The 23,713-nt window shown below is 68.0% G+C and carries 15 protein-coding genes and 1 tRNA gene; 5 read left to right on the top strand and 11 right to left on the bottom strand.

Annotation, left to right across the window (positions count from 1 at the left end; all coding sequences use genetic code 11):
* Positions 1 to 20 precede the first annotated feature (20 nt).
* The 5 genes from OXU32_15365 to OXU32_15345 all read right to left on the bottom strand — a co-directional run bounded on the left by OXU32_15365 (position 21) and on the right by OXU32_15345 (position 8,270).
* Complete coding sequence (locus OXU32_15365) at positions 21 to 413, bottom strand: hypothetical protein (protein MDE0075334.1); 393 nt, start codon at positions 411 to 413, stop codon at positions 21 to 23.
* A 16-nt stretch (positions 414 to 429) separates the two neighbouring features.
* Positions 430 to 1,914: a DUF1501 domain-containing protein gene (locus tag OXU32_15360; protein MDE0075333.1), complete on the bottom strand. Its 1,485-nt coding sequence runs from the start codon at positions 1,912 to 1,914 to the stop codon at positions 430 to 432.
* Complete coding sequence (locus OXU32_15355) at positions 1,914 to 5,447, bottom strand: PSD1 and planctomycete cytochrome C domain-containing protein (protein MDE0075332.1); 3,534 nt, start codon at positions 5,445 to 5,447, stop codon at positions 1,914 to 1,916. Before OXU32_15355 ends, OXU32_15360 begins: the two co-directional genes overlap by 1 nt.
* Positions 5,448 to 5,637: 190 nt before the next feature.
* Positions 5,638 to 6,885 carry a hypothetical protein gene (locus OXU32_15350; protein ID MDE0075331.1) on the bottom strand — a complete coding sequence of 416 codons (1,248 nt, stop codon included), beginning with the start codon at positions 6,883 to 6,885 and terminating at the stop codon, positions 5,638 to 5,640.
* On the bottom strand, positions 6,882 to 8,270 hold the full coding sequence (locus OXU32_15345) for a 1-acyl-sn-glycerol-3-phosphate acyltransferase (GenBank protein MDE0075330.1): 1,389 nt from the start codon (positions 8,268 to 8,270) through the stop codon (positions 6,882 to 6,884). Before OXU32_15345 ends, OXU32_15350 begins: the two co-directional genes overlap by 4 nt.
* Before the next feature lie 262 nt (positions 8,271 to 8,532).
* Here OXU32_15345 and OXU32_15340 point away from each other — a divergent pair, with 262 nt between their 5' ends.
* Positions 8,533 to 9,306 carry a VOC family protein gene (locus OXU32_15340; protein ID MDE0075329.1) on the top strand — a complete coding sequence of 258 codons (774 nt, stop codon included), beginning with the start codon at positions 8,533 to 8,535 and terminating at the stop codon, positions 9,304 to 9,306.
* 33 nt (positions 9,307 to 9,339) lie between these two features.
* Here the strand turns inward: OXU32_15340 and OXU32_15335 are convergent, their stop codons facing one another.
* The 5 genes from OXU32_15335 to OXU32_15315 all read right to left on the bottom strand — a co-directional run bounded on the left by OXU32_15335 (position 9,340) and on the right by OXU32_15315 (position 17,666).
* Positions 9,340 to 11,958, bottom strand: coding sequence for a TonB-dependent receptor (locus tag OXU32_15335; GenBank protein MDE0075328.1), 2,619 nt, complete (start codon positions 11,956 to 11,958; stop codon positions 9,340 to 9,342).
* A 187-nt stretch (positions 11,959 to 12,145) separates the two neighbouring features.
* Positions 12,146 to 13,744, bottom strand: coding sequence for a VCBS repeat-containing protein (locus OXU32_15330; GenBank protein ID MDE0075327.1), 1,599 nt, complete (start codon positions 13,742 to 13,744; stop codon positions 12,146 to 12,148).
* A gap of 1 nt (position 13,745) precedes the next feature.
* Positions 13,746 to 15,644 (bottom strand): hypothetical protein, encoded by a 1,899-nt coding sequence (locus OXU32_15325; GenBank protein MDE0075326.1) that lies wholly within the window; start codon positions 15,642 to 15,644, stop codon positions 13,746 to 13,748.
* A gap of 60 nt (positions 15,645 to 15,704) precedes the next feature.
* The gene (locus OXU32_15320; protein MDE0075325.1) at positions 15,705 to 17,534 is read right to left on the bottom strand and encodes a DUF305 domain-containing protein; all 1,830 of its coding nucleotides are present in this window, start codon (positions 17,532 to 17,534) and stop codon (positions 15,705 to 15,707) included.
* A 58-nt stretch (positions 17,535 to 17,592) separates the two neighbouring features.
* Positions 17,593 to 17,666: transfer RNA gene (locus OXU32_15315), tRNA-Pro, on the bottom strand.
* 119 nt (positions 17,667 to 17,785) lie between these two features.
* Between OXU32_15315 and lpdA the strand changes: the two genes are divergently transcribed.
* The gene (lpdA, locus tag OXU32_15310) at positions 17,786 to 19,195 is read left to right on the top strand and encodes a dihydrolipoyl dehydrogenase (protein MDE0075324.1); all 1,410 of its coding nucleotides are present in this window, start codon (positions 17,786 to 17,788) and stop codon (positions 19,193 to 19,195) included.
* Here lpdA and OXU32_15305 read toward each other — a convergent pair.
* A complete protein-coding gene (locus OXU32_15305; protein MDE0075323.1) occupies positions 19,192 to 20,481 on the bottom strand; it encodes a 4-hydroxy-3-methylbut-2-enyl diphosphate reductase in 1,290 nt (429 codons plus the stop codon). The genes lpdA and OXU32_15305 overlap by 4 nt on opposite strands.
* A gap of 145 nt (positions 20,482 to 20,626) precedes the next feature.
* Between OXU32_15305 and OXU32_15300 the strand changes: the two genes are divergently transcribed.
* From OXU32_15300 to OXU32_15290, 3 genes are all read left to right on the top strand, one after another.
* Complete coding sequence (locus OXU32_15300) at positions 20,627 to 21,313, top strand: FxsA family protein (GenBank protein ID MDE0075322.1); 687 nt, start codon at positions 20,627 to 20,629, stop codon at positions 21,311 to 21,313.
* A 17-nt stretch (positions 21,314 to 21,330) separates the two neighbouring features.
* Positions 21,331 to 22,398: a M42 family metallopeptidase gene (locus tag OXU32_15295; protein ID MDE0075321.1), complete on the top strand. Its 1,068-nt coding sequence runs from the start codon at positions 21,331 to 21,333 to the stop codon at positions 22,396 to 22,398.
* 690 nt (positions 22,399 to 23,088) lie between these two features.
* On the top strand, positions 23,089 to 23,713 hold a 625-nt coding region (locus tag OXU32_15290), incomplete at its 3' end, for a DUF222 domain-containing protein (protein ID MDE0075320.1).

Here is a 23,713-nt window from a genome sequence, read left to right as displayed (position 1 = left end):
CCCTCGACGAGCGGCGCCGCTCAGCCCCCACCCCTGCCAAGCACCACCGCAATCAGCGCGCCGGCCGTCCCGTTGTTCACGACCCCGATCAGGGTGTGCCCGCCGACTGTCGCGAGCGTCTGCACGTCGTCCATGGTGGCGTAGCCCATCAGCGCCATGCCCAGGCCCAGCAGAGCCCCGAACACGGCCCCGGCCTGGAAACCTTCCCAGCCGCTGACGACACCCCTCCAACTCAGGACGAGGGTCAGGACCGCGGCGTAGAGGAGTTGGCCCAGGCCCAGCGCCCACCAGATGGGGATCGCCCTCGAAACCTCGTTGGCGAAGAAATCCTCCAGAAGTCCGTAAAGGACGCCGCCTACCACGAAGAGCGTGACGGCCCCCGCGACCGTTGCCAGCAGAAAGCCTCTGGTCACGCTGTCGGGCTCATGGTCACGCGATGATGTCGTGAATCACCTCGCCCGCCACATCCGTCAGCCGGAAATCACGCCCGCTGTAGTTGTAGGTCAGCTTCTCGTGGTCGATGCCCATCAGGTAGAGGATGGTCGCGTGCAGGTCGTGGATGTGGACCGGGTTCTCGACGGCCTTGAAGCCGAAGTCGTCGGTGGCGCCGTAGGTCATGCCGCCCTTGATGCCGCCGCCGGCCAGCCAGATGCTGAAGCCGAACGGGTTGTGGTCACGGCCGTTGACCACGCGTCCGCCGGCGCCTCCGCCCCCCGTCTCAAGCACGGGCGTGCGTCCGAACTCGGTGCCGCACACCACCAGGGTGTCGTCGAAGAGGCCCCGTGACTTGAGGTCCTTGATCACCGCGGCGAAGGGCTGGTCGGAGTCACGGGCGTTCTTGCGGTGCTGGAAGATGTCGGTGTGGGCATCCCAGGGATCGCCCTTCGCGTAATAGACCTGCACGATGCGCACGCCACGCTCGATCAGCCGCACCGCCATCAGGCATCCGCGTGCGGTGCTTCCGGGGCCGTACAGCTTCTGGGTCGCCTCGCTCTCGCCGCGGATGTCGAACACGTCCGGGGCCTCGGTCTGCATGCGGTAGGCGGTCTCCATCACCTGGATCGCGCCCTCGATCTGCGGATCCTCCTCCTCCAGGCGCTGCATGTGCAGCCGGTTCAGCTTCTCGATCAGGTCCACCTCGCGGCGCTGGCCGTCGCCGTTCCTCTCCTCGCCGCGGATGTTGGGGATCAGGCGCTCCGGGTCGAAGTCGTCCTCGATCCTCGGCACCTTGTCGGAGATGTAGGTGCCCTGGTGGATGGGCGGGAGGAAGGCGTTGCTCCAGAGCGGCGGGCCGACGACGGTGGGCTGGTCCGGGCAGAGCACCACGAACCCGGGAAGGTTGCGGTTCTCGGTTCCGAGCCCGTACGTGAGCCACGATCCCAGCGAGGGCCGGCCCGGCTGGATGTGCCCCGTGTTCATCATGAGCAGCGAGGGCTCGTGGTTCGGGATCTCGGTGTGCATCGAGCGGATCACGCAGATGTCGTCCGCGCACTCGCCCACGTGCGGGAAGAGCTCGCTGACCTCGATCCCCGACTGCCCGTAGCGCTTGAAGCTGAAGGGCGACTTCATGAGCGCGCCGGTGCGCCGCTCGGTCTTGATCTCGCCGGTCGGCAGGGGCTGCCCGTGATACTTCTCGAGCATCGGCTTGGGATCGAAGGTGTCGACCTGCGACACGCCCCCGTTCATGAACAGGAAGATGACGTTCTTCGCGCGCGGCTCGAAATCGGGCCTGGGCAGCGGCGTGCCCATCGACGACACGAGCCCGTTCGAGGCCTCGAGCATCGACGTCCCCACGAGGCTCGCGAACGCCATCATGCCGAAGCCCGCGCCCATGGTCTTCAGGGCTTCGCGCCGCGTGCGCGGCTCCCCGTGGATCATGCCGCAGCCGTGGTGATCGTGATGATGGTCAGACATCAGTCCACAAACCTGAATTCCGCGACGCTGAACAGCGCTCGCGCGTACTGGATCCACGCCTGCATGGAGGCGCGATGCTCGGGGGTGTCGGGTGCGGCGTCGGGCGAGGCGTCCTCGCCCGCATCGCCCTCGTCCCGGGCATCTTCATCCTCATTCGCCCCTGCACCCTCCCTGGCCTCGTCAACCTCCGCAGCTCCCGCATCCGCCTCCGATGCATCTGCTTCGGCTTCGTCACCGGACTCATCTTCGAGCTTCGCCAGCTCTTCCGCCAGGAACGCGGTCCGGCGCTCTTCGAGGAACTCGATGCCCGCGGCGATCTCGGGCTCGGTGACATCCCGCGAATAGAGCAGCGGATATGCGGCTTCGATCATCTCACGATCGCGGAAGATGACGGAGGCATCGTCGGTATCGTCGCCCTCTGCCGCGCCGTTGGCGTGGTCGCCGTTGGCGCCGTTCCCGTTGCTGCCATTGCCCGAACGCCCGTTCCCTTCCTCCCCATCCTCCGCAACCAGCTCGGCGTCAGCCGTCTCCTCCAGCAGTCTCTTCACGAACAGGTCCGCCTGCCTCCGCACGAACGGGCTGTTCATGAAGTAGAGGCTCTGGCCGGGGACGTTGGTGGTGTAGCGGCGCTCCGCGGACAGGCTCGGGTTGGGGAAGTCGAAGGTCTGCAGGAACTCGTCGACCTGGAAGCGGCTCACCTCGCCGTAGATGGTGCGGCGATTGTTCTGCTCGTCGCGCAGGCTCTTCGAAGGCCCGCCGACGGTCGCGTCCAGATCGCCGGACACGGAGAGGATCGCGTCGCGTATGCTCTCGGCGTCGAGGCGGCGGCGGTCCGCCCGCCAGTAGTAGCGGTTCGCCCCGTCGATCTGCTCGTTGCCCGCGTTGCGGCCGCTCGCCAACTGATACGTCGCCGACAGCATAATGTCGCGGTGCAATTGCTTGATCGACATGCCGCTTTCGACGAAGCGCGACGCCAGGTACTCCAGCAGCTCGGGGTTCGTGGGCCGCTCTCCCATCACCCCGAAATTGCTGGGCGTGTCGACGATGCCCGTGCCCATGTGCCAGCGCCATACGCGGTTCACGATCACGCGGGCGGTGATCGGGTGCGCGGCGATGGCTTCAGCGAGCTGCAGCCGGCCGCTTCCCTCGGCGTACGGCTCGGCGCCCTCCTCGTCCAGCACGGTCAGGAAGCCGCGCGGCACCGCTTCGCCGAGGTTCGTGGGGCTGCCGCGGATGTGGAGCGCGATGTCGGTCAGGTCCTCGGGCTCCCTGTCGGCCACGCCCATGGCGAAGGGCAGATCGGGGAGCTCCTCCTCCAGCTCCTCGATGCGCTCGCGCATGGCCGAGATGTGATCCATCGCCACGCGCCCGAGCTGCCGCTCGAGCCCCCATCCGCGGAACCGGAACAGCCCCGGCGCGGGGAAGAAGGTGTCCAACTGGTTGTCGAGGTCGCTGCGGAAGATGTCGGAGTAAAGGTTGAAGCGCTCGCGCTCCATGGTCTCGAGCTCGAGCTGGTGCTGGTCGAAGAAGCTCTCGAAGCCGTTGGGCATCGGCGTCGACTTCACTTCCTCGAGCGGCATGCCTTTGGCGATGATGCGCTGGTTGCGCTCCTCGAGCTTCTCCTGCTCGGCGACCACTTCGAGCACCAGGCGCTGGAAGGCGTCCGCGAGTCCCTGGGCTTCGTCCTCCTCGGCGTCGCCGCGCGCGATCATCTCCTGCCAGTCGACGAGATACGGATAGTGCCTCGGTTCCTTGCCCAGGAAGCGGATCCAGCGCTGCAGCGTCTCGAGGTCGACCTTGGCCTGCGACGCGGCCCGCTCGGCCGGAAGCTGCGGCCTGCCGGTCACCTGCCACGCGGCCATCATGTAGCGCGAGACCTGGAGCGAGAGAACGCGCGTCAACTGTTCGCCCTCGGTGCTCAGGTACTCGTTGAGACTCGTCCGGAGGCCGTCTATGAACTCCTTTTCCTTCTCGTAGGCCTCGGCTTCGTCTTTTTCCGCAATCGGATATTCGTGATAGTCGGAGTTGCTGAAGATGCCCGCGAGGGCATAGTAGTCGTGCGTGCCGATGGGGTCGTACTTGTGGTCGTGGCAGCGGGCGCAGCCGACCGTGAGCCCCAGGAACCCGCGCGTGGTCACGTCGACCCGGTCATGGCGCTCGTCCGCGCGCGCCACCGGCGGATCGGCGATGTCGTAGTACCAGGGGCCGCCCCCCAGGAAGCCCAGCGCCGGGATGGCGCGCTCGCGCTCGGCCTCCTCCAGCAGGTCGCCGGCGATCTGCGCCTTGACGAAGAGGTCGTAGGGCATGTCGCGGTTGAAGGCTTCGACCACCCAGTCGCGCTGGATGTAGGCGTTGGGGTAGCGCTCGCGTCCCGAACCGCCCGGTGCGAGCCCGCGGGTGTCGTCCTCGCCGAAGCGGGCCACGTCCAGCCAGTGCCGGCCCCAGCGCTCGCCGTAGTGGGGAGAGGCCAGCAGCCGGTCGACGACCTTCTCGAACGCGTCGGGCGAAGTGTCGCTGACGAAGGCCTCGACATCCTCGGGGGTCGGAGGCAGGCCGGTCAGGCCGAAGGTGGCGCGCCGGATGAGCTGGCGGCGGCCTGCAGCACCCAGCGGTTCGAGCCCCTGCTCCTCGATCTTCGCGAGCACGAAGCGGTCGATGTCGGTGTGGGCCCAGCCGGCGCGTTCGGGCTCCGGGATGGCGGGATCGGCCAGCGGCCGGAACGACCAGAAGTCGCGTTCGGCGGCGGTGACTCCGCGCCTGGGGATCGCCAGCGGCGCCGTGATCTCGGCCCACTCCGCCCCGGCCTGGATCCAGTCGATGAAGCCCTGGATCTCCGTGTCGGGCAGCTGGTCCGCGTTGCGCGGCATCTGCAGGTCCTCGTCAACATGCCGGAGCGCGGCGATGATGAGGCTCTGCTCGGGGTTGCCGGGGATGATCGCGGGGCCGCGACTGCCTCCCTGAAGCATCCGCTCCCTGGAATCGAGCCGCAGGCCGCTCCGTTCATCGTCGGTGTGACAGGAGAAACAGCTGCGTTCGAGGACGGGGCGGACCCGGTCGACGAAGAGGCGCGCGCCGGGCGAGAGGCCCTCATCGGCGAGGGCCAGCACTGCCCCCTCCGTGCCTTCCGCCCCCTCCGCCACTGCGGGCCAGGGCGCATCCATGCGAATCCACTCGATGAGCCCCTCGATCTGCTGCGGCGTGAGCGGATCCTCGTCGCGAGGCATCTCCTGCCCCTCGATCTCGTGACGCACCGTCTGGATGAGCAGGCTCCCGTCGGGATCCCCCGGGATGATCGCGGGACCGGAATCACCCCCGCGCATCATCGCCTCGCGCGAGTTGAGGCGCAGATTCCCGCGGCGCAACCGCCCGTGGCAGTCCATGCAGCTTTCGGCCAGCACCGGCCGCACACGGTTCTCGAAGAACTCTTCGGGGGATTGCGCGGAGGCGGGAACGGCGAACAGCAGCGCGGCCAGCCCGGCGAACAGCAGCGCGCCGAAGAAACCGGAAATGCCGAGGCTGACGTTTGGCCTCATCGCGCGGACTCCGTCGACTCCTGATGCGTACCTGACGAAACGGGATACCAGTCTGTCATAATGCGACGGAGATGCAACGGACGCAACGCGCACGCGCGTGTCACAGGCGCAGGGAGCGCACGGCGGGCCCCTCCGGGCGAGTGATGAGGAAGGACACCAGCTTCTCAAGCGATCGCGCGGGAACGCGCGGTCACGGCTGCGAGCCACTCGGCTCTGACGACGGGTGCAGTTCATACTCCACGACCCGCTCGACTTCGAGTTCATCCATGTGTACCGCGAGCAGATAATCGGCACCGAACTCGTAGACCGTCAGCGACGTGTCCATTGTGAGGTGGCACTGGAACTCGCCGCCGGACCCGAATGCCATCCAGCGGACGTCGTCGCCGGGCCTGCGGTATCGTCTGACCCACAGCCGGCCATCGCGGCCAAGCATGAGCCCTTCCGTGGCGGGAAACAGGTCGGCCGTTGGACGCCTGTCGCTCACCAGGGACTCGTCGGCGGCGCTCCAGTTCTCGCTGCCGCGTCCGCCACGCCTTTCCACCAGGGCATCTCGATACCCCCGTATGTGGGCGGCGGTCACCTCCCGGTCCGGATCCGACCAGCGAACGATGCGGCGCAGCGTGAAATCCCCATCCAGGATCTGCACTTCGGGCTCTCGCGCTGTGGAGATGGCGATCGTCGCACCCGCGGCGACGATGGACGGAGTCGGGTCGAAGAGCGTGGACATGATTACGCCGGCTCCCTCCCACGTGCCCCGTCGGACGCCATCCAGCCTTAAGAGTTCGCGCATCAGCGTGCCATCCACGTCATGCGCCTCGACAGACCAGGGCTCGGGCTGCCGGAAATCGTTTGTCGGACCCAAAAAGGGACGTTGCACGTTCACCGAGACGCCGTTGGCGAGGACTCCGCCGCCCCGCGAAGCGTTCAGGTAGGGAGGATCGAGGTCTACGGTCCGGATGAAGGCCCCGCGAGCGGAGTAGATGTGGTAGCGCCACGGGCGGTAGTCGCCAACCCACAGCGTGTCCCCCGGGAGAACCCATATGAAGCGGCCGATGCGAAACTCGCCGGGGCCGTCCCCGTGGCCTCCCATGGAGCGCAGGTGCGTCCCCGCGCGGGTGAAGATTCGGATCTCTCCAGAGCTGTTGTTCAGGACGGCCAGACTCCCGTCGGAGAGCCGGTTTGCTCCCCGGACGAAAAAGAGCATGAAAGCCTCGTCGCCCTCGACGGTGCCCAGGGACAGGGTCGGCCGGTCGGCCAGCCCGCACCGTCGATCCGAGCCCAACGCATCACTGGTGACGATCTCGATCCCGGCGCTGTCAACGACGAGGGCCGCGGAAGACCTCGGCGGCGCGTCCCCGGCACACGCGGCGTGCGCGAGCACGGCGAAGCAGACGACCAATGCCCGCGGAGCAAACCGGAGTTGCAGCATGTGTCTCATGGACGCCTCTCTTTGCCGCCCTCCCCATGTACACCACCCGCACGCCGCTCCTCCAGCCAGCGCTTCTCCAGCCGGCGGAAGGTTGCGGTGAGCTCCGACCGCATCCGGGCGAAGCGTCTGCGGAGATCGGGTCGGCCCTGCAGCCTGAGGAACAGGGACGTGTCTTCAGCGACCTCGCGAGCCAGTTCCACCCAGAACATGGCGACGAAGCCGCATATCGGAACCAGCAGCGCGGCGGCCAGGGCGACCGGCGTCCCCCCTGCCAGGTAGCCCATGAAGACCCACAGAACCCAGGCTGTGGACACCGCCGCCAGGAGCGTCAGCAACTTGATCGTCGCCGTGACCTCGAATTCTGGTCGCATGCGCCGCACGACGAAACCGGAAAACCGGGTCACCGGCGTCCAGAGCAGGAGTCCCGCCACCGCGAGGGGGAGGCCCAGCACCAGCAGGGTCCCCCGCACGAGGACGTATTGCACCACCGGGAGGAGGCTGTAGCGGGGCGGCACGTCTCCCTCCCCCGCGCGGAGTTCGGCGTTGAGCGCGGCGTACCGCTCCACTTTGTCGGTCAGCCGGCGATGCTCGCCCGGATCCGCCCTTCTGACCCAGTCGAGCCCCTTCGCGAAGCGCTGCAGGCGGGGGAAACGGGTTCCCAAGCGTTCGCGCCTGCGCCACGGCACCCGGCGCGACTGGCGCACGTAGAGCTGCTCTGACACCTCCACGAGCGTCCGGTCGCGGTGGTGGTCGAAGTTGAGCGTCTGGCGCCGGATCCCCTTCGCGATGCGCGCGGTGAGCCTCTGCGCCGCGGCGACGGGGTCTGCCCGGTACTCCTCCTTCAGGTCGGTACACTCGACCGCCTCCGCGAAGCGCACGGTCACCGCCGTCCGCGCCAGCTCCTTGCGCGAGTAGGTGATTCCCACGGGGACGATCGACACGCCGAGCCGCCAATCGGCGCTCTCCTCCGCCTGCAGCGCGATGCGCGCGGCGCCCGTGCGAAACTCGGCCAGCCGGGTCTGTGAGTGGCTTTTTCCCTCCGGAAAGATCTGGAGCGCGCCCCCGCCCCGGAGCACGTCGATCGCCGCGCTGAACATCTCCTCGTTGCGGTGCATCTCGTCTGGATCGTCCTGCCTGCGGTAGACGGGAATTGCTCCGAGAGCCCGCAGGGCCGGTCCCAGCAGTCGACGATCGAATAGCGGAGCCCGGCCCAGGGGGCGCGTGATGCGCTCGCTGCAGCGGAAGATCAGCAGCGGGTCGACGAGGCTGTTGGGGTGGTTGGCCGCCACGATCACGGGGCCGTCGGGCAGGGGCGGCCCGTGCCGGTCGACGCGGTAGAAGACCGCCGCCGCCGAACCGGTCAGGCCGGCAATCAGCCTCGGTATTCGATCCAAGGTGCTCCCCCCGGTGGTCCCGGAATCGCAGAGGTACCGCGCTTCGCCGCCAGCCCGCTCTTCGCGGCACCCGATCCCCTGGCTTCCCCAGCCGCACTTTGCCACGGAAGATCATATTGGCAGGCGCGGGCGTTCATGACCACCGAACGCTCCTGGCGAGGACGTGACCGGGCGTTTCGCCGCGCTGGCGGGGCAAGAGGGCAGGTTATACTCTGCCGGGCCTTTCCGCATCCCAGCGCGACCCTCCAACCTGTGAGACATCATGACTGAAACGCCGAACGGACGGTTCTGCTGGGGCGAACTGCTCACGACGGACCCGGAGGCCGCCGCGGACTTCTATGCCGCCGTCATCGGCTGGGGGACGAGGGAGTGGGAGGGGAGCGAGACGCCCTACTCGGTGTGGATGAACGGTGAGATGCCGGTCGGGGGCTTCATGCGGCTTCCACCGGAGGTTGCCGCAACCGGAGCGCCGCCGCACTGGCTTGCATACGTCTCGACCCCGGATGCCGAAGCGTGCGCCGTGAAGGCCGAAAACCTGGGAGGCAAACTGCTGAACCTGTTCGACATTCCCGAGGTGGGGCGCATGGCCATCATCGCCGACCCCCAGGGAGCCGTGATCACTGCGTACCAGCCGTCGGACGCGACGCCTGGGCACGACGGCCCGGCTTCCATCGGCGAGTTTTCCTGGCACGAACTCGCCACCACGGACTGGGAGGCGGCGTGGGCGTTCTACTCGGAGCTGTTCGGCTGGCGCGAGGCCAGCCGCGAGGACATGGGCGAGGCGGGCACCTATCTGGAGTTTCACCGCGGCGCGCATCCGCTGGGAGGCATCTTCAACCGTCCTCCGGAGATGCCGGTGTCGGCCTGGCTTCCCTACATTCGCGTGCCGGACGCGCAGGTCACGGCCGAGAGGGTGGTCAAGCGGGGTGGAACGATCCTGAACGGGCCGATGGAGGTGCCTGGCGGAGACCTCATCGCCCATTGCAAGGACCCGCAGGGAGCCATCTTCGCGTTTCACGCTACGAAGGCGGAATAGGAGGCGGCGGAGAGCGCTTCCGCGCCTTCCCCTTCAGAAGGACACGGTCGCGGTCATGGACACCGTTCGCGGCGCGCCCAGCCAGGCCGCGTTCTCGGTGATGGCCGACAGATAGGCCGCGCCGCCCAGGTTGGTCGCAACGATCGAGAACTCGGTCGAGCGGAGCAGCTCACTCAGGGCCTCGCCCCTCAGGGTGACGTAGGCGTCCGCCGTCCAGTAGGCGTCGGCGTACCAGTCCGCGGTCAGGCTGACCCGGCGGGACGACGTGTACTTTGCGGAAAGCCCGCCGCCGAGCGGCCCGTTGCGGTCGAGTGAGATGACCCAGAGCCGGGCCGGCACGCCTGTCACGTCGGCTCCGGCCACGATGCCCTGGCTTTCGTCGACGAGCGGATCACCGGACCCGATGTACTCCGAGTTGTTGAACGTGAAGGCCGTGTAGAACGACGTTTGCCCCGACAACGGCACCGTGGCGGCCACCTCGAGGCCGCTTGTTTCGATGCCGCCCGCGTTGAAGTAGGCCCCGCCTCCCGGAATGAGGTAGTTGGGACCGGCGGGGGTTTGCGGTCCGAGGTAGAAGATCCGGTTCGTGAAATCGATGGAGTACCACGCAGCGCTCAACGCAACCCGTTCTCCCGCATACTGAATCCCGACATCGATGTTCGATGCGGTCTCGGGCTCGAGGAGCTCCAGGCTCCGGCCCGGGACTTCCAGCAGCGTGCTGCCGATCGCCCTGAAGTTCTCGGAATAGCCTGCGAACAGGTCGAGGCCTTCGACCGGCGTCTCGTAAGTGACGCCGCCCTGGAAGAGCAGCTGCGAATCGGAACCGATGTCGAGCGATGGATCGGCATGGAACTGGTCTTCGCGCGACACGCCGATCAGGAACTGCTTGACGCCGCCGCTCAGGGCGAACCGGCCCACGTAGAGCGTCTCCTCCAGGTACCACTTGAAGATGTTCTGCGGGAAATCCCACTCGTACTGGTGCCAGTAGGCCTGATAGTCCCACTTGAAGCTGAGCGTGGGATCGAGCATGCGGTGCCAGTCCCGGCCCAGGTGGCGCCGCGAGCCCTCATACCAGATGCCGGCCCGGAGCGCGCTGCCGGCGCTGCCCAGGGTGGCGGACCACTCCTCGTCGAGGGTCAGGCCGTAGCGGTCCTTGCCGTAGTGGCTGTGGCGGTACGACTGCACCGCCGTGGCGCCCGGATGGCATGCCGGGTCGACCTCCGGCCCGCCCGAACCGTAGTAGTTGAAGATGTAGGACGACGTGCACCCGGGGGTCGGTCCGACCGCGACGCCGTTGGCGTCCACGAAGCGGATGATGCCGAGCTGCGTGCCGCCTCTGACGGGTGGATTCCCTGCGAGCTCCGACTCCGGTCCGCCGTGGTCATCGATGACGTCGACGATGTAGGGGGGCAGCCAGTCGCCGCGGCCCCCGGTGCGATGGTAGTAGACGCCCGCGCTCAGCGAACCGAGTTCGCTCTGCGCCCAGTCGGCTCTGACGTAGGCGAAGGTGTTCTGGCGGCGGGTCTGCCACCCGGGCCGGTAGAACTGGTTCAGGTAGGGCACGCCGGGCCAGTCGCCGACCAGCCGGTCCCAGCGCGGATCGGCCCTGAAGTCGGCGTCGCTGTAGAGCCGCTGGTAGACGTCCTCGTGGATGTCGTCGTAGGAGAGATAGCCGGTCAGGTCGAGGCGGCCGTGCGACGAAACCAGCTTGGCGGCGATGTGCTCCCGCTCGTTCCTCGCGGAGCCCTCCATCCAGTCGGTCGCCTCCTGGCGTACCCCGGCGATCCAGGCGCGCGTCTCCCCGCCGAACAGCGGTCCGGTGTCGACCCGCATGGAGAACCGCTCGCCGCCGTTTTCGCCGATCGTGGCGGACGCGGTGTAGGCACGCTCCGCCGCCGGATCGTCCGTGAGGTAGTTGAACGTGCCGCCCAGCGCCTCGACGGACCGCGAGGCGATGTCGGCCGTGCCCTGTGAAACCTCGACGCTCGCGAGGTTCATCGGGTCGACGAAGCGGTTGGCCTTGGCGCCGCTCCAGTAGTCGGAGGTGCCGTTCGGAAAGCCGTCGATGGTGGTGCCGATCTGGACATCGTTGATCGTTACCTGGAAGCCGCGCACGGCCACGTTGCTCGACCAGTCGTCGAAGCCGTACGCGTCCCCCTCCTGGACCGAGACACCGGGAAGGTTGTCCACCACCGCCGTCACGTTGGTGATCTTCGACTGCTGCCGGATCATCGACTCGGGGACGAAGTTGCGGGCGAAGATCCGGGGCTCCTCGGCGACGACGCTGAGCGTGTCGAGCACATAGGCGATCTGCAGAGTCAGCTGGACGGCTTCCGTGGCGCCCGCCGCGAGCGTGACCTGAAGCTCGGCCGTCTGGAAACCGGGGAGCATCGCCGTGACGACGTAGTCGCCGGCGGCCAGATCCGCGAACCGGAAGGAGCCGTCCGCGCCCGTGACGCTCTCCTGGCTCACGGCAGCGCCGGTTACCGTCACGAGCGCACCGGACATCGGAAAGCCGTTCGTGCCGATGGTCGTGCCTTCGATGGCACCCGTGGTCTGGGCGGTTGCCGGCGCCGGAGCTGACAACGAGAGCAAGAAGGCGGCGATTGCCAGAGACAAGCAGCGACTTGAGAGGGGGTCCAGGGGCGTCACCCGCTCATTCCTCCTTCCCGGTTCCCGGTCAGGACCAGGTCCAACAGCGAGGTCAGCGCCGTTGCTCCAACTCGGGTGAAGCCTTACGGGACTGCGGCCATGTGATCGGATCTGTCGCTCAAAATACCGAATTTGTCACCGTCGCGCGCCTCCACTTGGAGGACGGCCTCTTCCGCCACTCTCGGGCTCAGGACGCTCCCTGGCCGGGATGGAAGATCTGCGTGCGCGTCCGTCCTCCGGACACAGCCCTCGCGTCAATGACCGATGGCCTCGCGTCCAGCGGAATGCGGGCCCGCCAGAGGTATTCGCCGTACCAGCGCATCGCTACCGTCCCTTCGCCGTCTGCGGATTCCCACGTCACTTCGACGGATTCCCACTCCGCCGCGAGCAGCGGGCTCTTGCGCTCGTGGATGCGGATCATGACCAGGGCGCTGTCGGCGTCCGGCACGGTCAGCGGCTGACCCACGACGGGAATCGCGTTGTAGGCGTCGAGCCCCCGCCCCAGGAAGATGCGCTCCTGTATGGCCGTGGGGTGCTCGCCCTGGGACTGCACCACGTCGATGCGGCCGTCGCCGTCCAGGTCGGCGATGGCCATGCCGAGCGTGCCGGGTGTTTCCGCGCCGGTGAACACGTCGGTCGCCACGCGCAGCCGGCCGGTTCCATCGTTGATCAGCAGGCGGTCGGGCCCGCTCAGCGAGCCGATCAGGAAGTCGACGTCGTAGTCGGAATCGAAGTCCAGGAAGGCGACCACGTTGTCGTCCTCCCCGATGTTCTCCGAGGTGGGCCACCAGGCGTCCGTGGCGTCCACGAATCGGCCTTCGCGGTCGTTGCGGAAGACGTGTTCGCGGCGGCGCGAGCCGCGTTCTCCGACGATTTCCCCGTCGTTGATGGTCACGAGGTCGAGGAAACCGTCGCCGTTGAGGTCCATCGCCTCGAATTCATAGTTGTTGGTGTACTGCGGCAGCCCGCGCGGATCTTCCTCGAAGGTGCCGGCGCCGTCGTTGCGGAAGAGCAGGCTGCCCGCGCAGCGCTTGCACGACACCAGCACGTCCAGGTCGAAGTCGTTGTCGACGTCCACCAGCTCGAGGTCCCACGAGAAGCGGACCAGGGTCACGGGCATGCGGCCCTCGGTGGCGTCGGTGAAGCGGCCCGTGCCGTCGTTCAGCCAGAGGCGCGTGCGGCCGCCCTCGTTGGTCATGTTGTTGCCGGGGCCCCAGTCCGCCAGCACCAGGTCGAGGTCGCCGTCCAGGTCGACGTCCCCGGGCTCGGCATCGCCCAGACTGAGCGGGAGCTGTGGGAGGTGGGTCGCGGTCCGCTCCTCGAAGGCGCCACCCGTCCCCATGTACAGACGGCTCCGGGTCTGGTAGGTCGCCCCGACGAAGATGTCGGTATCCCCGTCGCCGTCGAAGTCGCGCGCTTTGATCACCCGCGCGAGGTCCGGCGTGGCGCCGAACACCCGGCCCGTCACCTCCTCGAAGGGCTGGCCCGGGCCGCGATTGGCGAACGCGCGGTTCAGTTCGGGCTCACCCGGCTCGGAATAGTTGCCCCCGTTCGCGAACAGCAGATCGATCCGCCCGTCCCCGTCGATGTCGGCCAGCTCGACCTTGTTGGTCCACTCGCCGGTGGCGGGCAGGAGTTCGTCGGTGGCGTCGTGCCAGAGGGCGGTGGGGAGGGATGCGCCTTCGGCCGCGGGCGACGGGGAGCCGGTCGCGGAAGTCTCGCGCTGATTGCCCGGCTCCGCGCAGGCGAGAACGATGCTCGCAACGAGCGCGAGGGCTGCCCTCATCTCAATCCATCGACGCCGCCAGCTCGCGCATGGCCTGTGCGAGCCAGCGCTGACGGGGCGCGTCGCCCAGGCGCTCGCCCGCGGTCACCTCGTCGGCGTTGGCGTCCAGGGTGGCCGCGGTCTCCCGCAGTTGAGCAGCCACGTCGGGGCTCGGGGACGACGCGGCGGCCGCAAGCACGTCCCGCGATCGCTGCAGCAGCGAGGGCTGGATGTCGCCGGCGCGCTCAAGCTGGTCGAGGTACGATCCCGCCACGGCGGGGTGGGCGGGCCACGTGAACATCGGCTGCAGCTGGGCATTGAACTCCTCCACCTGCACCATGTTGGCGGCGTCGATCTCGTTTTGGGAAAGATGCTCGCTGGGCGACAGGCGGAAGACGTCGAGGCCGCGGGTGATCTCGGCGCCGTAGATGAAGCTGTTGTTCCAGTAGGTGGACCAGTAGCCGCCGGTGTACATCTCTTCCTCGCTCAGCGGGCCGCGGTCGAAGAAGGCTATCTCGACGGGGTCGGATGCGTCGGTGAAGTCGAGCATCGACAGGCCGCCCTGGTACCAGGCCTGCACCATGATGTCGCGTCCGGGCACCGGGATGACGGCGCCGTTGTGGGCAACGCAGTTCTCCAGCTCGCTCTGCGGCACCGGCAGCTTGTAGTAGCCGGCGAGCTCCATCTGCCCACCGACGATTTCGAAGATGGCGTTCGCGCCCCAGTCGGGCGGATCGGTGGAGCGGCAGCGGGGCTGACCTCCGCCGCCCCACTCGTCGGTGAAGAGGATCTTGGTGCCGTCGTTGTTGAAGGTGGCCGAGTGCCAGTAGGCGAAGTTGGGGTCCACCACCTCGTCCAGGCGCACCGGGTTCACGGGGTCGGAGATGTCGAGCAGGATGCCGTTCCCCGCGCACGCGCCGGCGCCAAGCCCGATCTCCGGGTAGACGGTGATGTCGTGGCACTGGTTGGTGAGGCGGGACTCCTGGGTGCCCTCGCCGTGGTCGCCCCCCTGCCAGAGGCCGCCGTACTCGCCGGTCTCGGGATCGGCGAAGATGCGCGGCATGCTGACGATTTCGGCAGCGGCCGGGTTGGCGAGCGGCACCTGGATCACCTCGATGCGGAAGTACGCGGTGTTGGGGTCCTCCTCCGGGGGCAACCCCGAGCACCCGGGCAGCTCGTCGGCCGGACGCACTCCCGAGGTGCCTGAGACGTAGACGTAGACGTTCTCGTCGTCGTTGGGATCGGTGACCACGGTGTGCGTGTGGGATCCACGGCAGGTCTGCACCGCCGCCACCTGGCGGGGCGCCTCCAGGTTCGACAGGTCGAAGATGCGCACCCCGCGGAAGCGCTCGACGCTGACGCTGTCCTGGATGCCCTCCGTGCCGCAGTCGAGGCGGCCGCGGGTCTCCTGCGCGGACATGAACAGGAGGTCGCCGTAGATGGACACGTCGCCCTGGCCGCCGGGACACACGACCGCCACGTGCAGCTCGATGTTGCCGGGGTCGGAGATGTCGTAGACCTGGAAGCCGTTGTAGTTGCCCTGGAAGAGGTAATTCCCCTGGAAGGCGAGGTCCGTGTTGGAGAAACCGGCGCCCTGGCGTGGCGTCTCCGGGTTGAAGAAGCCTTCCGGACGCGGCGTGGTCGCCACCAGCTCCAGGTTCCAGATGGCGCTCTCGGCGTCCAGCCAGCCGGCCGCCAGGTTCACGCGTGGATCCAGGATGTCCCAGTCGAAGGCGGGAAGGGGGGGCTCGGCCAGCGAGTCGGTGCGCACCTCGGCGAGCTCCTCGGGCCGCGGCTGTCCCGGCGGAACGGCCTGGGCCGCTGCATGCGCCGGCAGCCCCAGCGCCGCAAGCACGATGCCCATCCACAGCGCACGCATCTCCATAGCTCCTCGATCGATCTGAAGCCGCGTCTTCATCATCCCCTTCTCCCTTCTGGTTCCGCGCCGGGCCCGAGTCGGGTGGCGCGGGCGTGAATCACCTCAGCCGCCGCTCTCCAGCAGCGCGCGCATGCGCCGGATCTCCATCTCCTGGTCCGCCTCCACATCCGACGCGAAGTGGTAGATGGCGGACCCCTGTCCCGCGCCCGGGCTCGCGAACAATGCCTCGACCATGACCAGCGCGCCCTCGTGGTGGCTGATCATGAACTCGAGGAAGAGGCGGTCGAATTCGGCGGCGCGCGCCTCTGCCAATTGCGCCATCTGCTCCGGCGTGAGCATCCCCGGCATGAGCTCCATCATGCCGTCGTGTCCGTGGTGCGCCATGCCCGCAGGGGCGTCCTCGCCCCGCTCGCGCAGCCAGCGCTCCATCATCGCGATCTCGCCCTTCTGCGAGATCTCGATACGCAGAGCCAGACGATGCAGCCGCGGGTTGGACGTGCGGTCGCGGAGCAGCTCCACCATGTCCAGCGCCTGGGCGTGATGCGGGATCATCCCGCGCATGAAGCGAAGATCGGCTTCCGTGTGCAGAGGAAGCTCGGTGCCGTCGAGTTCGCCCGGCTCGAGCACGCGCGTGGCCTCACCGGGGGCTCCGGGCTGGACCGTCCGCACGGGGGTCTGCGCGGAGAGGCCGCCGAAGGATGCGGCCAGCGCAGCCCAGTCGCGGCCATTGTCCGCCGCGTCCGGAGCAGCGTCTGCGGTCCCCGCGGCGCCCGTCTCACCGGAAGACGACCCGCCGCCCACGAGCGTGGGCTCGGTCATCGACCCCTCGCCCTCCTCGTAGCCGGCCATTCCGGCCACCCGGCCCCAGCAGTAGACCTCGCCCGCGGCGGTCAGCGCGCAGGTGCCGTAATTGCCCGACGAGATCGACTCGAAGGTGTGCCCCCCCGCGACCGCGACCGGCTCCAGCGCGTTGTCGGTCGAGCCGTCGCCCAGTTGGCCGAAGGTGTTCAGGCCCCAGCAGTACGCCTCGCCATCGTCGTTGAGCGCGCAGGTGTGCACACCGCCGGCGGAGATGGTGGAGAAGTCGTGCCCGCCGGCCACCTCAGTGGGGCCGCCCCGGCGCTCCTCGGTGCCGTCCCCCAACACCCCGTAGTTGTTGTTGCCCCAGCAATACGCGTCGCCGCCACCGGTGACCCCGCAGGTGCGGTTGCTCCCCGCGGAGAGCACGTCGTATCTCGGACCGTCCACCTCGCCCGGCTGCGCCGAGCCCAGGGCGCGGGTGCTGTCGCCCAGTTCGCCCATGTCGTTCGAGCCCCAGCAGGTGGCCCGTCCGTTTCCGGCCAGCGCGCAGGTGTGGTCGACGCCGGCGGTAATCGACTCGAACTCGGTGTCCACCGGAACCCGGACCGGTTCGAGGCTCGGGGTGCCCGCCGTCACGCCCAGTTGCGCCGAGCTGTTCAGCCCCCAGCAGTACGCCTCGCCGTCGCCGGTGAGCGCGCAGGTGTGGTTGGTGCCGGCCGCCACCGCTTCGAAGGTCACATCTCCGGCCGCGCGCACCGGTTCGGCGCGGTTGGTGGTGGAGCCGTCACCCAGCTCGCCGTACCCGTTTCTGCCCCAGCAGTGGACGGCACCGTCGGCCGTCACGCCGCAGGCGTGCCCGTGCCCGACCGAGATCGACTGAAAGCTCAAGCCGCCGGACACCGGGGCCGGCTCGGCGCGGTCGACGGTGCCCCCGTCGCCCAGTTGCCCGTAGGCGTTGGTGCCCCAGCAGCTTGCCGCCCCGCCGCCTCCCAGGGTGCACACATGGCTGAAGCCGGCCGAAACCGCGCCCGCGCTGGCCTGGGCCGGAGGGGGACTGCCCACAAGGGAGAGGGCGGGCGATCCGAGGTACAAGGCGAGAAAAGCCGGGAGAACACTCAGGTGCAGCCGCATGAGGCGCTCCTTGCCGGACGAGGTAACGTCGTGTCCGTGACACTCTTGACCCGAAAAATCGGGACGGCCGGATTCGAACCGGCGACCCCCTGAACCCCATTCAGGTGCGCTACCGGACTGCGCCACGTCCCGAAGAACGCGCAATATAACGAGGGTGCGGCAACGCACAAAGAAGCCCGGCACGGGGGTTGCAACCCGCACAGGCTCCCCTAGACTTCTCGGGGTTCCCGCATTGAATCGGAGGTGAAGAAGTGACCGACGCCGAAAAGAATTTCGACGTGATCGTCATCGGCAGCGGCCCGGGCGGCTACGTCGCGGCCATCCGCGCGGCCCAGCTCGGGCTGAGCGCGGCCTGCGTCGAGTACGAGGAGCTGGGCGGGGTTTGCCTGAACGTGGGCTGCATTCCCACCAAGGCCCTGCTCTCCAGCGCGCTGCTGGTCGGCCAGTTGAAGAAGGCGAAGCAGCACGGCATCATGCTGGGCGAGATGGGGGTGGATCTGGGGCCCGCCCAGAAGCGCAGCCGCAACGTCGCCTCGCGGCTGGTGCGCGGCATCGGCCATCTGTTCAAGAAGAACGGCGTTACCCACATCAAGGGCTACGGCCGGCTGGCCGGAGGAGGCACCGTCGAGGTGCGCGGCGAGGACGGAGAATCGCAGCGCTACCACGGACGCAACGTCATCATCGCCACCGGTTCCCGGCCCCGCGACATCCCCGTCCTCGTCATCGACGGCGAGCGCATCTGGTCGTCCACGCACGCCCTCTTCCAGGCCGACGCCCCCGGGCACCTGGTCATCGTGGGCGCGGGCGCCGTGGGCATCGAGTTCGCGGACATTTACGACGCCTACGGCTCGAAGGTCACGGTGGTGGAGATGCTCGACCGCATTCTTCCCGTCGAGGATGAAGAGGTCTCGGAGGCCGTGGCGAAGAGCTACAAGCGGCGGGGGATGAAGATCCTCACCAGCACGGCCCTCCAGAACACCGAAATCCACGACGGCGGCGTCCGGCTGACGGTAAAGGACGGCGACGGGGAAGAGCGGGTCCTCGAGGCCGACTACGTCCTTTCCGCCGTCGGGCGCGTCCCCAACATCGAGGACATCGGGCTGGACAGGGCCGGGGTGGCCACCACCAGCGACGGTTTCGTCGAGGTCAACGAGCACATGGAGACCAGCGTGCCCGGCATCTTCGCGATCGGCGACTGCGCCGGCCCGCCCCTGCTCGCCCACAAGGGTTCACACGAGGGCATCGTGGCCGTGGAGCACATCGCCGGAGCCGGACACGGGACCGTCGACTACGGCAACATCCCCAACTGCACCTACTGCCACCCCGAAGTGGCGTCCGTGGGGCTCACGGAGGCCCAGGCCCGAGAAGCCGGACACGACATCGAGGTGGGCAGGTTCCCGTGGGTGGGCAACGGGCGCGCGCTGGCCGCCGGCGACTCGGAGGGATTCCTGAAGGTGATCCGCGACACGCGCTACTCGGAGATCCTGGGCGCGCACATCGTGGGTCCGGGCGCCACCGAACTCATCGCCGAGTTCGTGGTGGGACGCCACCTTGAGGCGACCGTCGAGGAGATGGAGAAGGCGATGCACCCGCACCCGACCCTCTCCGAGGCCGTGGCGGAAGGCGCGCTGTCAGCGCTGGGAAGGGCGATTCACATCTAGGGAGAGGCCGAACGGCTCCCGGCCTGCGGCAGCACCCTCGGCACGCGTGTACCGTTGCCGGCCTGGTCAGCCGCTTCTTCTGTCGGCAACTCCCCCCGGATCGCCAGCACGCGCGCCAGCGCCTCGCCGATCTTGTTGTTCGGGGTGGAGGCGCCGGCCGTGATGCCTAGCTCGAAGGGACCCTCCGGGAGCCAGTCACGGGCGACCACCTCGGCGGCGTGCGGGTCGAGTTCGGGCTTGTGGCGCACCAGGCCCGTCGTCGTGTCGATACACACCGCATCCTCGACGTGGTAGGTCACGGTATACTGGCGGCACATGGCGGCCAGATGGTTGGTGTTCGACGAGTTGTAGCCGCCGATCACGATCATCACGTCCGGCGGCTGCGACATCATCGCCTCCACCGCATCCTGCCGCTCCTGGGTTGCCGAGCAGATGGTGTCGAATGAGCGAAACCGCTCGCTGGCGTACTCCTCTCCGTGTCCCTCCACCATCGCCTTGCGAATTCTTGCGGCGATTGCCAGCGACTCGTTGGCCAGCATGGTGGTCTGGTTCGCCACTCCGACCTTGCTCAGGTCCAGCTCCGGGTCGAATCCGGGCGTGGCCTTGTCGCGGAAGTGCTCCTTGAACTCTGCGGTCGACATGCTCCCGGGACGGTGCGCGATGTAGGCGCACACCAGCTCCGCCTCCTCCATGTTGCGCACGATCAGGTACTTGCCGCCGTCGTACAGCGTGACCTGGGACGCGGTCGCGCGGGACTCCTCGTGCGTGTACTTGCCGTGCACGATGGCCGTGAAGCCGTCGCGCGCGTACCGCTCGACCCGCTTCCACACATTCAGCACCGAGCCGCACGTGGTATCCACCAGCAGGCAGCCGATCTCGCGCAGCGTGCTGAAGTCGTGGCGCGTAACGCCGAACGCCGGAATCAGCACCACATCCCTGGGCGTGAGGTGCGAGAAGTCGAAGCTCTGGTTCTCGCGCGGATAGAGGAAGCGGATGCCCATCTCGCGCATGCGCTGGTTCACATGCGGGTTGTGGATGATCTCCCCGACCAGGTAGATGTTCCTGCCGGGAAACTTGGTCACGGTCTCGTACGCGTAGTCGATGGCGCGGTCGACCCCGTAGCAGAACCCGAACTCCTGCGCCAGACGCACGGTGATGTCGCCGAAGACGTCGGTGTAGCCGCGGGCGCGGATGCGATCCACGAGCTGCGAGTGGTACTCGGCGTCGATGATGGGTTTGACCTGGGTTTTCAGGCCGAACCCCTTCCGGAAGTAGGTCTGCTCCATACGGCAAGTAAGCGAAGCCGAGGCTGCCGATCAAGCTGCGCGTTGCGGGATGTGGGCCTGCTGCGCGACCGCTCGGCGGCGTTGGCCCGGCATCTCGGCGGGCGCTCTCGGCACCGGAATCACCGCGCCGGTGTAGAGCCTTCCCATGTCGATACTGTCCAGGCTCGCGCTCATCTTCGTGGCGGTCCCGCTGCTCGAACTCTTCCTCCTGATCCGTCTCGGGGGCGCGATCGGACTTTTGCCCACGCTGTCGCTTTGTGTGCTCACGGGAGTTGCGGGGGCGTGGCTGGCGCGCCGCGAGGGGCTGCGCGCGCTTTGGTCGTTCCAGCAGCGGCTGGCTCGGGGCGGCGTACCCGGGCGGGCGCTGATGGACGGGCTCTGCATCCTGCTGGGAGGCGCGCTCCTGCTCACCCCGGGGCTGCTCACCGATGTCGTCGGGTTCTCGCTGCTGCTGCCCCCGAGCCGGCGCTGGATCCAGAAGCGGATTCAGCGCCGCATCGAGCGCCAACTGGCCGACGGGTCGCTGCGGGTGACCACCATTGGCGGGTTTCCGGGAGCCGGCGGGGCGCGGTCTGGCGCTGGAGGAGCGCATCGGGGCGCCGGTGGCGCGCAATCGGGTGCGGGCGGGGCGCAACCGGGCGCGAGCGGGGCGTCGGCAGGTGCGGGCGGGGCGTCGGCAGGTGCGGGCGGGGCGTCGGCAGGTGCGGGCGGGGCGTCCGGATGGGGATTGGGGACCAGGCGTGGACCCTTCGGGGCCGACGCGGGCTCCGATGACGAGGCGCCGCGATCCCGCCCAGGCGAAATCATCCAGGAAAAGCGACGCAACCATTGATGACCCGGAGCCAACCCATGACCCCGGCGATCGATTTCCTCGAACACCTTCTCAACGCTCCCGGCCCCTCGGGCTTCGAGGTGCAGGCCGCGCGCGTGTGGCGGCAGCGCGCCGAAGGCTTCGCGGATCGCGTCTGGACCGACGTGACCGGAAACTCCTTCGCGTCGGTGAATCCGGAGGGCAGGCCGCGGGTGATGATGGCCGGGCACATCGACGAGATCGGCCTGCAGATCACCCACATCGACAAGGACGGCTTCCTCTACTTCGACACCATCGGCGGATGGGACGCGCAGGTGCTGGTGGGCCAGCGGGTGCGCATCCTCGGCGGCGCCGGGGAAGTGCCCGGGGTCATCGGCAAGAAGCCGATTCACCTGATGAAGGCATCGGACCGGACCAAGGCGAGCAAGGTCCGTGATCTGTGGATCGACGTGGGGGCCGGCGACCGCGACGCAGCCGGGGAGCTCGGGCTGCGGGTGGGAGACTCGGCGGTCGTGGCCGCATCGCTGGTAAGGCTCGCCGGCGACCGCATCGCTTCGCGCGCGATCGACAACCGCATCGGCGCCTACGTGGTGCTGGAAGCGCTGCGCAGGCTGGCTGAATCCCCGGGTCCCGCAGGTGCGGTGGCGGTTGCCACGGTGCAGGAGGAGATCGGCTATTCGGGAGGAGGGGCGCGCCCCAGCGCCTATTCCGTGGATCCGGATGTGGCGCTGGTCGTCGATGTCACGTTCAGCACCGATGCTCCGGACATCAACAAGAAGGAACTGGGCGAGCACAAGCTGGGGGGCGGACCGGTGCTGAGCCGGGGTTCCGCAGCGCACCCAGTGGTGTTCGACCGTCTGGCCCGGGTCGCCGAGGCCGAAGGCATCTCCTACAGCATCCAGGCGGCCCCGCGCGCCACCCGCACCGACGCGGACGGCATCCACCTGGTGCGCACCGGGGTCCCAACCGGGCTGGTGTCGGTTCCCAACCGCTACATGCACTCGCCCAACGAGATCGTCAGCACCAGCGACCTGGACGCCGCCGCGAACCTGCTCGCCGCCTTCGTGCGCAGCCTGGGCGACGGGGAGGACTTCACGCCGAGGTAGGCTCGACGCCATTCGGGCCGGGATCAGCGCGCACTCGGCCAGCGTCGATGTGCGGATGCGGCGGCGCGGACGTGCATCGCGGATGTCGTTGCCGAGCTTCCCGAGGATGCGCCGTACCGGAAGTGGCACAGTGCCGCGCATTCGGAAAGACATGTCGCGGACCTATACGGTTCAGTAACAGATACTTGACACACCTTCACGTCCATGATCATGGACGGTATGGCGAATCGTGGTAGTGCTCCCGGAGCCTATGGCAGATCCGCCGGGGACGCCTGTCTCTCTGCTCAATGGACTGCACTGTCGGTATACCGCCCCGTGCGTCCCCTCCGAAGCATCCCGAATTCACATGCGCGTGTCTCATTCTGCTATTGACGGGTGGTCCCGCGCGCCATTGGCGGGTTGTTGGCTGAGGGTCGGCTGCAGACCCGCGCGCCGCGTCCCGAATTCGCATGCGCATGTCCCATTCTGCCATTGACGAATCTGGAGCCAGCGATTCGGCGGGGTCCGAGATTCAATCTTCCCTGACCTGCCGGAGGCGCTGCAGGACTCGCTGACGGCATTCGCAGGCGGCTTCCTCCTCCGATGGTCTCCCAACCCCGCTTCGGCCACTACAGGGCAATCTGAGAGGCCGATTTCGGTGGCGTTATATTTGTACGTAAGTCACTGTCCAATTTCACGTTGGGAGGACCGATGATCGCATCGGCGAACTCCTTCTGCGACGCTCGCCGAAGGTCTTTTCCGGGGCCCGCGATGGTGCGGGAACCGACGGGTGTCCGGCTCGACGCCAACCCTGCGCCGTCCGGTCCCGAGCCCTCGGGAGACGACGACGAACTCCGCAAGCTGGGCGAGCGCATCGCCGAATTGGCGGCCCGCATCAACTCCGCCGAGGCGCGCATGATGACCCTCATCGCCGAGTTCGACCGGCGGGGCGGGTGGAAGGACGGCGGCTACTCCTCCTGCGCCGAATGGCTGGCCTGGAGGACCGGCACGAAGATCGGGACGGCCCGCGAACGGGTGCGGACCGCCCGCGCGCTCGAGCGCCTGCCTCAAACCGCGGACGCTCTGAAACACGGCACCATCTCGTACGCCAAGGTGCGGGCGCTCACCCGGGTTGCGACCCCCGAGCGCGAGGCGGAGCTGCTCGAGTTCGCGCGCGCGGGCTCGGCGGCGAAGCTGGAGCGGACGGTGCGCATGTGGAAGAAGCGGAACCTCAGAGGTACACATCCCGGCAGGAAATCGTATAAAGTCTTACAGGGCTGTACGATCTGCGTTTCCTGCCGTTGTACTGGACCCTGCTGGACCGTGCCGCGAAAGC

Source organism: Gammaproteobacteria bacterium (genome assembly GCA_028819075.1).
Lineage (GTDB): Bacteria > Gemmatimonadota > Gemmatimonadetes > Longimicrobiales > Gaopeijiaceae > BD2-11.
This window is presented reverse-complemented; position numbering and strand designations above follow the sequence as displayed.